This window comes from Kribbella sp. NPDC056861 (assembly GCF_040687575.1).
In the GTDB taxonomy this organism is placed as follows: domain Bacteria; phylum Actinomycetota; class Actinomycetes; order Propionibacteriales; family Kribbellaceae; genus Kribbella.
The window spans coordinates 420,757-435,964 of record NZ_JBFBNQ010000001.1; the positions used below are offsets into that span (position 1 = coordinate 420,757).

At 69.3% G+C, this 15,208-nt stretch carries 10 protein-coding genes; 5 read left to right on the forward strand and 5 right to left on the reverse strand.

Translation table 11 applies throughout. The features are described 5' to 3' along the window. Positions 1-221: 221 nt before the first annotated feature. A complete protein-coding gene (locus AB0P21_RS01900) occupies positions 222-989 on the reverse strand; it encodes a peroxide stress protein YaaA (RefSeq protein WP_363693032.1) in 768 nt (255 codons plus the stop codon). Continuing rightward, positions 986-1,927, reverse strand: a complete 942-nt coding sequence (locus AB0P21_RS01905) for an aldo/keto reductase (RefSeq protein WP_363693034.1) — start codon at positions 1,925-1,927, stop codon at positions 986-988. The genes AB0P21_RS01900 and AB0P21_RS01905 overlap by 4 nt, the downstream gene beginning before the upstream one ends. 59 nt (positions 1,928-1,986) lie before the next feature. On the opposite strand from AB0P21_RS01905, the gene pepN reads away from it, so the two are divergent. The 3 genes from pepN (at position 1,987) to AB0P21_RS01920 (ending at position 6,993) form a co-directional block, all read left to right on the forward strand. Further along, a complete protein-coding gene (pepN, locus tag AB0P21_RS01910) occupies positions 1,987-4,446 on the forward strand; it encodes an aminopeptidase N (RefSeq protein WP_363693036.1) in 2,460 nt (819 codons plus the stop codon). Positions 4,447-4,659: 213 nt separating this feature from the next. Further along, positions 4,660-6,345, forward strand: coding sequence for a septation protein SepH (sepH, locus tag AB0P21_RS01915; protein WP_363693038.1), 1,686 nt, complete (start codon positions 4,660-4,662; stop codon positions 6,343-6,345). 237 nt (positions 6,346-6,582) lie between these two features. Beyond that, complete coding sequence (locus tag AB0P21_RS01920) at positions 6,583-6,993, forward strand: hypothetical protein (protein ID WP_363693041.1); 411 nt, start codon at positions 6,583-6,585, stop codon at positions 6,991-6,993. Position 6,994: 1 nt separating this feature from the next. Here the strand turns inward: AB0P21_RS01920 and AB0P21_RS01925 are convergent, their stop codons facing one another. Further along, complete coding sequence (locus tag AB0P21_RS01925; protein WP_363693043.1) at positions 6,995-8,254, reverse strand: erythromycin esterase family protein; 1,260 nt, start codon at positions 8,252-8,254, stop codon at positions 6,995-6,997. A 109-nt stretch (positions 8,255-8,363) separates the two neighbouring features. Between AB0P21_RS01925 and AB0P21_RS01930 the strand changes: the two genes are divergently transcribed. Together AB0P21_RS01930 and AB0P21_RS01935 are read left to right on the forward strand one after the other, a co-directional pair. Continuing rightward, on the forward strand, positions 8,364-12,233 hold the full coding sequence (locus AB0P21_RS01930; protein ID WP_363693045.1) for a glycosyl hydrolase family 28-related protein: 3,870 nt from the start codon (positions 8,364-8,366) through the stop codon (positions 12,231-12,233). 13 nt (positions 12,234-12,246) lie between these two features. Further along, positions 12,247-13,341, forward strand: a complete 1,095-nt coding sequence (locus AB0P21_RS01935) for a Gfo/Idh/MocA family oxidoreductase (protein WP_363693047.1) — start codon at positions 12,247-12,249, stop codon at positions 13,339-13,341. Position 13,342: 1 nt separating this feature from the next. On the opposite strand, the gene AB0P21_RS01940 is transcribed toward AB0P21_RS01935, so the two are convergent. Then, on the reverse strand, positions 13,343-13,906 hold the full coding sequence (locus AB0P21_RS01940; protein ID WP_363693049.1) for a GNAT family protein: 564 nt from the start codon (positions 13,904-13,906) through the stop codon (positions 13,343-13,345). Continuing rightward, positions 13,903-15,177: an ROK family transcriptional regulator gene (locus AB0P21_RS01945; protein WP_363693051.1), complete on the reverse strand. Its 1,275-nt coding sequence runs from the start codon at positions 15,175-15,177 to the stop codon at positions 13,903-13,905. The genes AB0P21_RS01940 and AB0P21_RS01945 overlap by 4 nt, the downstream gene beginning before the upstream one ends. Between the last annotated feature and the right edge of the window lie 31 nt (positions 15,178-15,208).

Sequence of the window (15,208 nt, forward strand, 5' to 3'; positions counted from 1 at the left end):
AGTCATCGGTGAATGTCGCAGGTGCACGAGACCGTCTTCCAGTGCGGGAACTTGTCGCGACTGTAGCCAGTGCTGGAGCCTTCGGCCTTCATTGTCAGCGAATTCAGCTGGGTCTGCGCCGAACTGGTGGACGGTGGCGACGGCGGTGCGGCGAGCGCTGCCTAACCCCTCCCCGGGCACGACTGCCGGGAAACCACCCACTGCTTAATGCGTGGTGAAACCTAGTCGTGCTCGACCACGGTCAGCGTCCAGGCCGCGCCGGTCGGCTCGAGCTCCGCGTTCCAGCGCTCGGAGATCAGCTTGTGCAGGGCCTTCGGCGTACCGGGGTCCTTGCCCGACTCCAGCAGATGTCGCGCGACCAGGCCGCGGGTGTGCTTCGCGTTGTGCGACACCACCGAGCGGACTCCCCCACGTTCGCGCACGACCGAGACCGCCACCCACTTGGCCGCCTGCTCGCCGGCCGGCCGCCACGCGGCGGCGTACGTCGACGAACGGCAGTCCACGATCACCGACTTACCTGCGGCCTCTGCCAGCGTCGCGGCCAGCGGGTCGCGCCAGACCGATGCGAGCGGCCCGAGCCCGGGCAGCGTCGTCCCCATCGACAGCCGGTACGCCGGTACGCGATCCGCCATCCGCAGCGCACCCCAAGCCGCCGACATCACCAGCAGCCGCGAGTTGGCCCGCCGCTTGCTCCCTGCCGACAGCGTCGAGTAGCCCAGCGCGTCGTACAGAACACCCGAGTACAACTCCGAGACCGGCACCGACGGCTCTTCGCGCCAACGCGTATTCCGGTCGACCTCAGGCTTCAACGACGCACCAACCCCCAGTACGCCGTACGCGTCGTCGGTGGCGCTCAGCTTGGCCAGCGTCTCCAGGATCGACTCGCGAACGGCGTTGAGCTCCGGGAAGGACAGTGCCGGCAGGTGCACCGCCTTGCCGCGAGCGCGACCGGTCTTGCCCTCCGAGGGGGGCAGCAGGATCAGGGTCACGTCAGCTCGTCCAGTGCGGCCAGGTCGTCGAGCGTCGGCTCCCAGAGTCCGGCCGCGACGTTCTGCTCGATCTGCTCGGGCCGGGTCGCGCCGGCGATCACCGACGAGACGGCAGGCTGCGCCGCGAGTCCACCGATGGCGATGTCCAGCAGCGTGAGATCGCGCTCAGCAGCAAAGGTCTCCAGCGCCTCGATCTTGTCGAAGTCCGCCCCGGCCAACCGGTCGGGCATGTTCGCCAGCCGAGTGCCCTCGGGGGCTGCCTCGCCCCGCTTGTACTTGCCGGTCAGCAGGCCGGAGGCCAGCGGGAAGAACGGCAGCAGCCCGATCCCGAGGTGCTCGCAGGCCGGAATCAGCTCGTCCTCGGCCTCGCGCTCGAGCAGGTTGTAGCGGTTCTGCGCGCTGATGAAGTGCTGCGAGCCGTTGGTCCGCGCGGCCCAGTCGGCGTCGACCACCTGCCAGCCGGCGAACTGGGAGCTGCCCAGGTAGCGAACCTTGCCCTCGGCAACCAGTTCGGAGAGCGCGGCCAGCGTCTCCTCGATCGGCGTGACCGGGTCCGGCACGTGCAACTGGTACAGGTCGATCCAGTCGGTGCCGAGTCTGCGCAGACTCGACTCGACCGCCTTGCGGATGTAGCGCCGGGAACCGCGCACGCCCCAGTCCGGGCCGTTGACGCCCTTCATGTCGCCGCCGAACTTGGTCGCGATCACCGCGTCGTCGCGGCGCTTGCCGAGCGCCTGGCCCAGGATCTCCTCGCTCGCCCCGCGATCGCCGTACACGTCGGCGGTGTCGAACAGCGTGATCCCGGCGTCCAGCGCGGCCGTCACCACGGCGCCGGCCCGGTCGGCGTCGATCCGGCCGCCGAAGTTGTTGCAACCCAGGCCGACCACACTCACGGTGAGGCCGGAGTCACCCAGCTGGCGGTACTCCATCTCGGTCATGAAGTGAACTGTATCGATGCTGCTCCCGGACGTTGGAACGACGGCATAGAGTGCTCGGCATGCCGAGTCTCACCGTCGACGGCGCCCGCACCCGGGCCGCCGCGCTTTCCGTCCATTCGTACGACGTGGATCTCGACCTGACCCAGGGCGAGCACACGTTCGGATCGACCACCAGGATCGTCTTCTCCGCCGTCGAGCAGTCCAGCTGGCTGGACGTGCGGCCGGGCGAGCTGACTTCGGTCACGCTGAACGGCCACCCGGTCGACGTGAACGGGCTGAGCGACGGACGGCTCGCGCTGACCGGCCTGACCGCCGAGAACGAGCTGGTCGTGGTCGCGTCGATGCTGTACTCCAACGACGGCGAGGGCCTGCACCGCAGCGTGGACGCCGCCGACGGGCTGACCTACCTGTACGCGATGTCGTTCCTGGACGCCGCGCCCCGGATCTTCGCCTGTTTCGACCAGCCCGACCTCAAGGCGCCGTACAAGGTGACCGTGACCGCGCCAACCGAGTGGATCGTGCTCGGCAACGGCGCCGCCACCCAGGTGTCCCCGGGCCGCTGGGAGCTGGCCGAGACCAAGCCGCTCTCGACGTACTTCGTGACGCTGGTCGCCGGGCCGTACCACCAGATCCTCGGTGAGCACGACGGAATTCCGCTCGGCCTGGTCTCGCGCCAGTCGCTGGCCGAGGCGCTCGACCGCGAGGCCGAGGACCTGTTCGAGGTGACCGCGCAGTCCTTCGACGAGTTCCACCGCTTGTTCGGCTACCGCTACCCGTTCGGCGAGTACCACCAGGCGTTCGTGCCGGAGTTCAACGCGGGCGCGATGGAGAACCCGGGCTGCGTGACGTTCCGCGACTCCATGGTGTTCCGCTCCGCGGTCACCGACGGCGAGCGCAGCGGCCGGGCCCGGACGGTCGTGCACGAGATGGCGCACCAGTGGTTCGGCGACACAGTGACCATGAAGTGGTGGAACGACCTGTGGCTGAACGAGTCGTTCGCGGAGTACATGGCCCAGCGGGTCTCGACCGACGCCACGCGGTACACGGACAACTGGCTCGACTTCGCCCTGGTCCGCAAGTGGTGGGGGCTGCAGGCCGACCAGCGGTCCTCCACCCACCCGGTGGCCGCCGACGCGGTGAAGGACGCGGCCGGTTCGCTCGACGACTTCGACGGCATCTCCTACGCCAAGGGCGCGGCGGTGCTGAAGCAACTCAACGCCTACCTGGGTGACGAGGTCTTCCTGAACGGCGTGAAGGCGCACATCAACGCCAACGAGTTCGGCAACGCCACCTTCGCCGACCTGGTCGCGAAGTGGACCGAGGCCGGCGCGGTCGGCCTGGAGAACTGGGCCCAGAACTGGCTGCGGACCCCGGGCGTCGACACCATCACCGCCGAGCGGACCGCCACCGGCATCAAACTGCACCGCACGGCCCCGGCCGCCTACCCGGCCGACCGCCCGCACAAGCTGACCGTCGGCGCGTACGACGCAGCCGGCCGCGGCACCTCGGTACCCGTACTGCTCGACGCCGATGTGGTCGAGGTCGAGCTGGACCCGTCCGTGGCGGTCGTCGTCCCGGACGCGGCCGACGACACCTGGGCCAAGATCCGCTTCGACGCCGAGAGCCTGGCCAACCTGACGGCAGTGCTGCCGAAGATCGAGGACGGTGTCACCCGGGCCGTCATCCTGAACGGACTGCGCGACGCCACCGCCGACGCCGAGCTCGACCCGCGGCTCGGTTTCGACATCGTCCTGGCCGGCCTGCCGACCGAGACCAGCGACATCGCCGTCCAGACGATCGTCAGGTGGGTGACCAGCCGGCTGCTCGGGCTCTACCTGCCGGTCGAGCCGTACCGCGCGCGCCTCGCCGCAGTACTGACCGAGCGGCTGGGTTCGACGCCGGCCGGGAGCAGCCTGCAGCTCGCCGTCGCGCGGGGAGTCGTCGAGCTCACCGACGACGCGACACTGCTGTCGGGTTGGCTCGCGGGCGACGGCGTACCGGAGGGGCTGGCTGTCGACGCCGACCTGCGCTGGCTGGTCACGCTGCAACTGGCGACACTCGGCGCTGTCGACGACGCCGCGATCGACGCCGAGCTGGCTCGCGACAACTCGTCGGAGGGCGTCGTACACGCCACCCGGTGCCGCGCCGCGCTGCCGACCCCCGAGGCGAAGGAACGCGCCTGGGCCCAGATCACCACCGATGCGGAGCTCGCCAACTACGAGCTGTACGCCGCCTGCGAGGGGTTCTGGCAGCCGAGTCAGCAGGAGCTGACCGCGCAGTACGTCGACCGGTACTTCGCCGAGATCGCGGGCACCGAGAAGCTGCGTTCGGGCTGGGTGGTCGCCTGGAGCTCGAACCTGGCCTTCCCCAGCTACGAGATCGACGAGCGGGTGGTCGGCCTGGCTGCCGGTCTCGCCGCCGATGAGGCGGTCCCGGCCGGGATCCGGCGGGCGGTCGGCGACAAGCACGACGATCTGATCCGGACGCTGGCTGTCCGGGCGGCCTTTCCGGGCGAGTAGCCGGTGAACTGTCCGGTTTCCAGGGACTCGGTGTCGTGCTCACTGGCGGTTGTGACTACTGTGACTGGTGTGACGACAAGGACCCTCCTGAACAGGCAAAATAGGGTTTTGTGACATAACCTCCACAATGACCGGCGGGCACGGCGCGCCGGTCTTGGTCGAGGCGCAGGTATCGGGAGAGACTGTCGAGAACCGCACAGGAGAACAAAGGCAATGCGCGAGGCGAGGCTCGTTGGCCTGAGTCAGGATGGCAAGCAGCTCATCCTGGCCATGGCGGAGACGGGTGAGGAGTTCGCCGTCCCGGTCGACGACCGGTTGCGTGCGGCCCTGCGCGGCGACCGTGCCCGACTCGGCCAGCTGGAGATTCAAATGGAGAGCGCGCTCCGCCCACGAGACATCCAGGCTCGGATCCGAGCCGGCGAAAGTCCCGAGGCGGTCGCTGCCGTCGCGCAGATGCCGATGGAGCGGGTGATGGCGTTCGCCGGTCCCGTGCTGGCCGAGCGTGACCACGTCGCGAGCCTGGCGCAGCGCGCGTCCGTGCGCCGCCGCGGCGGCGGGGACGCCCCCACCCGCAACCTCGGCGCCTGGGTGTCCGAGCGGCTGCGGATCCGTGGCGTCGATCCGGCCTCGGCCGAGTGGGACGCCTGGCGCCGCGACGACGGCCGCTGGGCCGTGCGCGTCTCGTACTTCGCCGAGCAGAACGACGAGAAGGTCGCCATGTTCGCCTACGACGCCCCGGGCCGGTACGCCGTCCCCGACGACGACGAGGCGCGCTGGCTGGTCGGCGAGCAGGTGCAGGTGATCGCGCCGCAACCGACCTCGGAGCGCCGGCTGACCGCGGTCGCCGACTTCGATCTGAGCCTGGCGCCCGATCACGGCGCGGACAGCTACGAGGCCGGTTTCGAGGACACCATCAGCCTGCCCCGGGGCCGAGCGGCCCAGGCTGACCGCGACGCGAACCGCGACACCGGACGCGGCTACGGCCGCGACCCGGAGTACGGGACGGCGCGCGATGTCGAGCGTGGCGCGCGCCGGGTCCACTCGGTGCCGAGCCCGGACGAAGAGCCGACCCTGATCAACGTGCCGATCGAGCCGCCGCCGTCGGTGCGGCAGTCCGTGCGCGCGGTCGAGCGTTCGGCGCAGCTGCCGGTGGAAGCACCGCCGCTGTCCCCGCCGGAAGAGCGCGCCGCCGCCCCCGAGAACCGCTTCACCGAACGACGGATGTCCCCACCGGACTCCCGCCGGGTCGAGCCACGTCAGCCCGAGCCGTACCAGCCGGAGCCCCGGCGGTCGGAGCCTGCTGCCGATGAGCGCCGCCCGGAGTCGGGAGCGCCTTGGCAGACCAGGCGGCCGACGCGGGAAGAGGAAGCCCGCGCGGAGCTGGCGCGCCGGGAGCGCGTCCGCGAAGAGCAGGCTCGCGAGGACGAAGCTCGCCAGGAGCAGGTGCGGCGGGATGAGGCTGAGCAGGAGAAGGCCGCGCAGGCGCGGGCCCGACAGGAGGAGCTGCAGCGCGAGTCCGAGCGCGAGGAGTTCCTCCGGCAGGAGTCTGCTCGCCAGGAGTCGGCCCGGCAGGAGTCGGCCCGGCAGGAATCCGCCCGGCAGGAGTCAGCGCGCCAAGAGTCGGCTGCCCAGGAGCAGGCCAAGCAAGAGGTTCCCCGGCCGGCCGATCCGCGCCCCTCGGTGCCGAAGCCTTCCGATCCTCGGCAGTTCGCTCCGAAGCCTTCCGACCCACGCCGTCAGCAGGCACCTGCCGCTGACCCCGTGCCTGTAGCCGAGCCCGCAGCAGAAGCAGCTCCGGCTCCGGCTCCGGAAGAGAAGAAGAAGCCCGCGAAGCGTGCCTCCAAGCGTGCCAGTGTGCCGAGCTGGGACGAGATCATGTTCGGCAAGAAAGCCGACTGACCCAGCCACCATCCTTCGCCCGACAGCCCGCGCCTTCACGGCGCGGGCTGTCGTCTGTTCCGGTGTCTCAGAGTGCGGGCGGTGTTTGGCAGTGCCCGCGGCTTCTGCCATGATTTCCGCATGCGGATCACGCTCTGTTGTCGCTGTTGTTGTCGCTGACGCGCGCCGTCTGAGGCGCGCGAGGCCCTGTCCATTCCCAGGCCCGCCCGCCGACACCAGCCAACAGGATTCCTGCAGATGAACCTCTCCGCTTTGGCAGACCTTTTCGCGTCCAACGGACTGCGACTGCTCCCCGGCTCCCACCCGGTCCCGGTCGAGCTGTACGTCGAACTTCCCGACGCGAGCATCGCGCGCTTCACCGCGCGCGGCCGCTCGCTGCGGTTGCGCCACTACTCCCCCGACGCGCTGACCTCGGTGGTGATCGCGGCCGAGTGCGGTTGCGGCGACCACCACCCGACGACCGGCCCCGACCGGGTCACCTTGAGCGCCTTCGCGACGCCGCTGACCGAGCACGTGCTGGACGGCGAACTGCTGTTCGGCTGGACCGGTCACGAGGCCGGCGCCCTGCGCCTCGCGGACGCCGTCCCACACTTCTTCACCCTGCTCCCGCTGCTGGAGCCCAGCCGCACCCTCGTCAGCGTCGCCTAGCTCACCGATCACCGTCGGGGAGCGCCACCGACGGGCTCGACGTCGCCACGTAGACCAGTCCGTCGTACTCCTGGGTCAGCAGCGTCGGGGCGAAGTGCATCTTGTAGGTCCAGCGCTGCACATAGGCACCGAAGCTGCGGAACATCTGCGGCTCGGCCAGCCACCGCTTCACCGCCTCCGGTGCGTCGTCCGCGCCGCGCAGATCCAGGAAGTGATCCCCGGGCGTCGCCGCCGCGAGCTGCCCCTCCAGCGCGTTGAAGCCACCCCGATCGATGCTGTTGGCAACGACCGGCCCGTCCATCGGACCCGGCCACGGACCGGGCCGCAACCGCCGCGCCCGGAACGCCCCCGAGCCGAACAGCAACGCCAGCGCGTAGTACTCCGCGCCGAACCGCTCCCGCAGATGCTGACCCATCGGCCGCAGCTCCGCCGACTGCCGGCTGGCCGCGAGATGACCGTTGTGTGCCCACACCGCGATCCGCCGGGACGGATCCTCGTCGGCCAGCCGCCCGATCGCCTCGGCCATGTAGGCGTCCCGGACGGCGAACACCGTCTCGGCCGAATCCTTGTGCTCCTTCGCCCGGCAGACCAGATCCGCGACCCGCTCGAGGATCCGCGCGTGCCGCAGCACGTCCTCGGAAGCCCCCTTGGCCTCGAGGAACGGAATCAGTTGCTGAGCCTCCTTGACCACCAGCCGCTCCGGGTCAGGCGCCGAGCCGGGCTGCGCATCCGCCAGGGAGCCGAACCCTTCGTCGAACGCGGCCAGGCGGTCCGGCACCGACTCCGCCAGGAATGCCCGGACAGCATCCAGCGACGCCGAGCAACGCTGCGGGTCGATCCCCGCGAAGCCGATCTGCTCGGCAGCCGGCCGATCGGCGTTGTAGGCGCGCATCCACTCGACCAGCGCGACGACTTCTTCGGTCCGCCAGGTCCAGAAGCCGAGGCCAGCGACCACAGTGGCCGCGTCACCGGCACCGCCGCGCACGTAGGTGTCGACGGCCGGGGCGGCCGACTCGCTGGCCTCCATCGCCAGTACGGAGTACCCGAGCTCGGTCACCAGATACTCGAACAGCCGATGCTTCAGCTGGAAGAACTCCCGCGTCCCATGCGTGGCCTCCCCGAGCCCGACCACCCGCACCTCGCTCAGCGCTTTGCCCAGCGGGACAAGGTCCTCAGCGGGCGATCCCGCGACCACGCTCGTCAGCGGGCGCGCAGTACCGGACAGCCATTGCTGGATCTCGGCGAGAGTTTCGTTTGGCACTGGAAAATCCTATCCAGCGGGCCTAGCGACCACGCTCTTGAATAAGTAACACGCATGGTTTAACTTAACCGCACCCTGCTCCTGGGCCCGCCACCTGGAGGTTTTCGCCATGTCCCCAAGACGTCTGCTAGCGGGGTTGCTCCCCGCTGTCCTACTGGGCGGCATCCTCGCCGCACCTCCAGCGCACGCGGCCTCGATGTACCCGAGCGGCGTCGGCGCCGACCTCGGTGCCACTCCCACCACGCTGGGCGTGAAGCCGTCCGCCGGTGTGGACCCGGCAGGCCTGCAGACCGGCACCGAGCAGGGCCGCACGTTCTGGCGTACCAACCAGGCGGCGAACACGACCTACTTCACCTTCGATGTCGACGGTGACTACGTCAGTGAGCTGAACACCGATGACGTGGTGGTCACGGTGACCTACCTCGACAGCGGTACGGGCACCCTGCAACTCCAGTACGACGCGGCCGCAGATCCCGCCGCCCGCGCCGACGACGTACAGCTCAAGAACACCGGCCGCTGGCAGACCGGCACGTTCGCGCTGAACGACATCGCCTTCGACGACCGTCTCGGTGGCGGCGATCTGCGGCTTCAGGGCAGCGAGGACATCACTGTCGCCGGCCTCCGCATCAGTACTGCGGGCGCCTCGGTCCAGCTCGGCGCGTCACCGACCCAGAGCGGCATCTCGGTCAGAGCAGGCGACCGCCCGGAGAACCTCATCACCGGCGTACAGGACGGACGGTCGTACTGGCAGACCGACCGGACCGCGCCGGCGCCTGGCACGAACTTCTTCTACCTGAACGTGTCGGACACCTACCTCTACGACAACCGCAACCTGGTGCTGGTCAGCATCGACTACTTCGACGAGGGCAACGGGCAGTTCGGCCTGCACTACGACTCCCCCGGCGCGACGATCCCGGAGATGTTCAAGAACTCCGAGGTGATCACCTACGGCAACACCAGAACCTGGAAGACCTACACCTACGCGCTCAGCGACGCGGTGCTGACGAACCGGTCCAACGGCTCGGACTTCCGCATCCACAACGGCGACGGCGCGGTCGATCTGAAGGTGGCCGCGGTCCGGGTCGCCAAGGTGGCGACCGTGCTCGACGTGACCGAGGGTCTCGGCGATCTCATCGACCAGGCGGCGCGGGTGCAGAAGTCGGCTCGCGAAGGCTCGCGGGACGGACAGTTCCCGGTCGGCAGCCGCGCGACCCTGCTGCAGGCGATCAACGATGCCCAGGCTGTCGCGGCGACGCCGGGGGTGACCGACGTCCAGGTGAAGGCCGCGCTGCGGACGCTCCAGACCAAGCTCGACGCCTTCACTGCCTCGGTGGTGAACACCAACTTCGCCACGACCGGTACTGCGAGCGCCAGCAGCGGCGCAGCGGCTGCCAACGCCATCGACGGCAACCACCAGACGACATGGACGAGTGGCACCGGCGACGCCTGGTTGCAGGTGGACCTCAAGACGAAACGCGCGGTGAACGACGTACGGGTCGAGTGGGCTCAGACCTCCTCACCTGACTACACCGTGCAGGTCTCGAACGACGGGAGCAGCTTCACCACAGTCGGCCGCACTGGTTCCCCTGGTGCGAACCAGTTCAGCAAGACCCGCTTCGCGACCACCGAGGCGCGCTACGTCCGAATCGCGCTGACCGGCGCCGACAACTTCACGGTGAAGGAACTCGAACTCCGCGAGTCGCCGGTCGTCACCCCGAAGCCGAAGCTCGTCAAGACCGACAACCGGACCGAGGACACCGTCGTCGCCGACTTCGACGCGACCGAGTACGGCGCTGACCGCACCGGCCAGGCGGATTCGACCAAGGCCATACAGAGCGCGATCTACGCGTGTCAGGACGCCGGTGGCGGCACGGTCTGGCTGCCGACCGGTAAGTACCGGGTCACCGACACCGTCGAGGTGCACGCGTTCTGCACCCTGCGCGGTGACCGTCGCGACCCGGACAAGCCCGGCAACCACCACGGCGACTACGGCACCACCGTCATCGCGGATCTTGCCTCCGGCAACGACGGCCCGTCGCTGTTCCGGATCGGCGGCTCGGCCGGCGTGATCGGCGTGACCACCTACTACCCGCGGCAGAGCGCCGCCACGCCGATCCCGTACAACTACACCTTCGAGATCCCCGGCGGCGCCTGGATCGGCAACGAGAACTACATGATGTCGACCGTCTCCGACGTCACGATGCTGAACTCGTACCGCGGGATCGGGATCAGCACCTTCCCCAGCGACCAGGGCAACGCGCCGAGCTCCGGCCAGGTGCACGAGTCCTCGACGATCCGGAACGTCCGCGGAACCGCTCTCTTCGAAGGCGCCCGGGCCTACAACGGCGCCGACGTCGGCACCTGGGAGAACGTGACCTTCAGCAACGCCTACTGGGCGGCGGCCCGCTCGTTCAACCCGCCGGCCCGGGCCACGCTCGATGCCTGGACCCGGGCCAACGGCACCGGCCTGGTGCTCGGTGACCTCGAGTGGGACCAGTTCCACAAGATCACGCTCTCCGACTACAAGATCGGCATCCACGTCGTCGCGGGTCAGCGGGCCCAGTTCACCGGCAGCTTCCTGCAGCCCGACGTACGGCGTACCGGGACCGCGCTCAAGGTCGACGTGATCGACGACCGGTGGGGTCTCACGCTGGCCGGTGGACATCTCGAAGGCGACCAGGCGATCCAGAACGACGCCCGCGGTTATGTGAAGGTCACCGGCACCACTGTGGTCGGCTCAGTCGCCGGCATCGTGCACCGGATGGCCGGGACGGCCCCGACTTACACGGCGAGAGCGCTCCCTAGCCCGACCGAGGACATCCTGTACGTCGCGGACGCGCCGCACGGCGTCGGCTACCTCCCGGCCGCGGACGCGACCAGCGCAGTACAGGCAGCGCTCGACAAGGCCGGCCGGGCCGGTGGCGGGATCGTGTACCTTCCTGCCGGTTGGTATCGGATCAGCAGCCACTTGCGGGTACCCGCGAAGGTGGAACTGCGTGGTGCATCTGCCGTCCCCAACCGCGACCAAGGCGGAGCCAGTGGCGGCACTGTTCTGCATGCGTTCGAGGGACGCAACACGGCCGCACCTGACACGGCGACCGCGCTGGTGACTCTCGACGGCAAGAAGTCCGGCCTGCGAGGGCTGCGGGTCTTCTACCCCGAGCAGAACCCGGGCAAGGCCGAGGGCATCGTTCCCTACCCGTACGCCGTCCGCGGCAACGGAGCTGCGACGTACGTGATCAATGCCGGCTTCCCGAACGCGTGGAACGGCGTCGACTTCACCACGCATCGCAACGACGGCTTCGTCGTCCGCAAGGTGGCGGGGGCGTTCTTCGACCACGCGATCGCCGTCGGCCGCAGTACCGCCGGGCGGATCGAGGGTGTGCTGTCCAACGGCAACGCGGTCACCCGGATCGGCTACCAGCAGCCGAACTGGATGAACGAGGGCAGCATCTTCGAGCTGGTGATCGACAAGTACATGCGCAAGACCGCCAAGATCGTCACCGTCGACGGCGCGACCGGACTGACCCTGTTCAACGTGTTCGCGTACGGCTTCCACGACGGACTGGTGGTGAACGACGGTCAGGTCGACGCCTTCAACCTGGGCACCGACAACCTCGGCGAGGGCGGCTTCACGGTGAAGGTGGTGCAGGGCGACGTCGAGGCGACCAACCTGGCCCGCTACAACGGCGCGACCAGCACCGGGCCGGTGACGCTGCACAACGTGATGGTGATCAACGTCGTCCAGCGGCACGTCGCGGTCACGGCGGCCGGGAACGGCACGGTGAAGATCGCCGGGAACGAGTCCGAGCCGGGCAGCTACGAAGTCGGCGCGCAGGTGACCGTGACAGCCACCGCTGCGTCGGATAGCGTTTTCCAGAACTGGACCGTGGGCGGCGCGGTGGTCTCCACCGAGGCGTCGTACAGCTTCGCGGTGTCCGCGGACCAGGTGCTGACGGCGAACTTCACCGCTAGGTAGCTGAAAGGGCGAGATGTCTGACTCGACGAACCACCACCAGGTCGCCATCGTGGGCTGCGGGATCATCGGCCGCACCCACGCCGACACCATCGCGGCGCGACCGGACGCCATCGTGACCGCCTTGGTCGACGGTGACTCCGCCGCCGCCGAGGCACTCGCAGCCAGCCTGAAAGAGGCCGGTCAGCCGGAGCCGAAGGTGTACGGCGACCTCGGGGCGGCTCTGTCGGGATCGGACATCTCGCTCGTCGCCATCTGCACGCCGAGCGGCACGCACGCCGCGCTCGCCGAGCAGGCGCTCAGCGAGAAGAAGCACGTCGTGATCGAGAAGCCGCTCGACGTCGATCTCCCCCGGGCCCGCCGCCTCGGCGCGGCGGCCACCCGGGCGGCCAATCACGGCGTCGTCTCGTCGGTGATCAGTCAGCACCGGTTCGACCCGGGCAGCGCGCAGGTCGCCGAGGCGATCCAGGCCGGCCGGTTCGGTCAGCTCACCTCAGCCGTCGCGACGGTCGCCTGGTGGCGCAGCGACGAGTACTACGCCTCCGCCGGCTGGCGTGGCACCTGGGCTCAGGACGGCGGCGGCGCGCTGATGAACCAGGGCGTGCACACCGTCGACCTGCTGCTGTGGTTCATGGGTCGCCCGGTCCACATCCAGGCCCAGGCGCTCCGGGCCGCGCACCACGCCATCGAGGTCGAGGACACGGTCGTCGCCACGCTGACCTTCGAGAACGGATCGGTGGCGACTCTGCACGCGACCACCGCGGCCTTCCCCGGCAGCCGCACTCGCGTCTCCGTTCATGGCACCCAAGGCGGAGCCGAGCTCGAGGACGACGTACTGCGCCGGCTCAACCTCGACGGCTCCCCCGACAACCAGCCGGTCGAGACCGAACGCCCGGCCGGCCATGTCGCGCAGTACGCCGACATTTTCGATGCCATCGGCAACGGAGAGCAGCCGGGCATCACCGTGCACGACGCCATCGACGCGCTGGCCACCGTCCGGGCCGTCTATATCGCCTCGACCCTGCAGCGGCCGGTCAAGTTCATCGACGTGCTGAAGGGCCGCTACGACGACGTCGACGTCAGCCGGGGTATCCGCCTGCCGCCGGACTGAGTCAGGGAGACTCGCCGGGCAGGCGGGAGTTGAGGATTCGCTGGAACAGGTGGCAGTCCTGCCAGACACCGGCGATGTGCAGGTAGGTCGGCGCGGTGCCGATTTGGGAGAAGCCTGCCTTCAGCAGAACCCGCTGCGAGGCGACATTGCTGGTGAGGGTGCTGGCCTCGATGCGGTGCAGGAGCAGTTGGGTGTCGGCCAGCTCGGCCACGGCCTGCACCGCAGTCGTGGCCAGGCCCTTGCCCAGCTGATCGGTGGCGATCCAGTAGCCGAGGCTCGCGCTGCGGAAAGGGCCGGGCACGATGTCGGTCAGGGTCATCGAACCGACCACCCGATCGCCCTGGAACAGGAACCACGGGACGACCTCGCGCCGCTCGAACCGGGCCAGCTGAGCTTCGAGACGGTCCTCCTGACCAGCCGTGGTGAACCAGCGCTCGGTGCGAACCGGCTCCCAGGGCCGCAGGTGCTCCCGGTTGCGGACCTGCGCCTCGGCCATCGCGGCGGCGTCGTTGAGCGTCGCCACCCGGAGCAGAATGTCGTCGGTCAGGGGTCGGTCGAGAGTCACTTCGGCAGCCTACGAGCCTGACTGGAGCCGCCGACGCGGGGGGTGAAGGCGTCGTGGAAGATGGTCGAGGCGGCGCCGACCGCGGCCGCGTCCGCCTGCAACATCGACTCCTCCACCGCGACCGTGCGGGTGCCTTTCGCGATCGGGTGCGAATTCACCGCCCGGCTGATTTCGGAAAGGAACACCGCGGCGATTTCGCTTTCGAACGCCGGGCCGCCGAGCACGATCAAATCGATATCCAGCAGATCGACCAGTCCGACCGCACCCTGCGCAATCACCGAGGCGACTTGGGTGACCGCCTTCTGGGCCGCTTCGTCGCCACTCGCGGCGGCTTTGCAGACCGCTTTGTAGCGTTTCGCCTCATCGGTCGCGCCGGTATCGGTCTCGACATATCCGAAGCCCGCCGCGATCACCGGCAGGCCGGCCGTCGGATTGCATTCGGCCATCATCTGCGGGCCGGTCTCCTCGTCCCACTGACCCGTCCTCAGCGCGCACAACTGGCCGAACTCACCGGCGTTCGCGGTCAGCCCGCGATAGATCGAGCCGTTCAGGATCAGGCCGCTGCCGACCCCGGTGCCGAGATAGAGATAGGCGAAGTCGCGGGCCCGCGCGGAGCGGCCGGTCCAGCGCTCGCCGATCGCCGCGGCAGTGCCGTCCTTCTCGACCAGCACCGGATGGTTCAGCTTGCCCTGCAGCAGGTGCCGGATCTCCAGTCCGCGCCAAGCCGGCTGCAGCGGCAGGTCGAGCAAGGTGCCGTCGGCATTGATCGGCCCCGGTACGGCGACACCGACGCCGAGCATCGAAGCGGGGTCGACCTGGCTGATGCTCAACGCGGCGGTCACAGTCGCGGCGGCCAGGTCGACCAGCCGCACGGCGTCCAGGTCGGCCGGCAGGTCGACGGTCTCACGGCGCACGATCGTGCCGTCGAGGTCGACCACGGCGACGGTCAGCAGCTCGGGGTCGATGTGGATGCCGACGGCATGCGCCGCGTTCGAGCGCAGCCGCACCGGAGTACGGGGTTTGCCGAGACGTTCGGCGCGCTCCTGCTTCTCCTCGACCAGCAGTCCCTGCTGCAGCAGGACGCGCAGGATCCGGGACACCGACTGCTGGGTCAGGCCGGTCCGCCGGGAGATCTCGGTGCGGCTGATGATGCCGGCCAGCCGGATCGTCTCGATGATCACGGCCTCGTTGAAGGAGCCCAGGTCGTACTGGTTCGCGCCGGAACGCGTCGGCTCGTCGAGCACTGCGGCGTCACTGTCAGGCGTGACCATCGCCCACCTCCTCATCCATAACTTTCCCCGC

Coding starts and splice junctions, on each gene's coding strand:
- AB0P21_RS01945 (WP_363693051.1), bottom strand. CDS start 15,177: ATGGTCACGCCTGACAGTGACGCCGCAGTGCTCGACGAGCCGACGCGT.
- pepN (WP_363693036.1), top strand. CDS start 1,987: ATGCCGAGTCTCACCGTCGACGGCGCCCGCACCCGGGCCGCCGCGCTT.
- AB0P21_RS01930 (WP_363693045.1), top strand. CDS start 8,364: ATGTCCCCAAGACGTCTGCTAGCGGGGTTGCTCCCCGCTGTCCTACTG.
- AB0P21_RS01935 (WP_363693047.1), top strand. CDS start 12,247: ATGTCTGACTCGACGAACCACCACCAGGTCGCCATCGTGGGCTGCGGG.
- AB0P21_RS01905 (WP_363693034.1), bottom strand. CDS start 1,927: ATGACCGAGATGGAGTACCGCCAGCTGGGTGACTCCGGCCTCACCGTG.
- sepH (WP_363693038.1), top strand. CDS start 4,660: ATGCGCGAGGCGAGGCTCGTTGGCCTGAGTCAGGATGGCAAGCAGCTC.
- AB0P21_RS01920 (WP_363693041.1), top strand. CDS start 6,583: ATGAACCTCTCCGCTTTGGCAGACCTTTTCGCGTCCAACGGACTGCGA.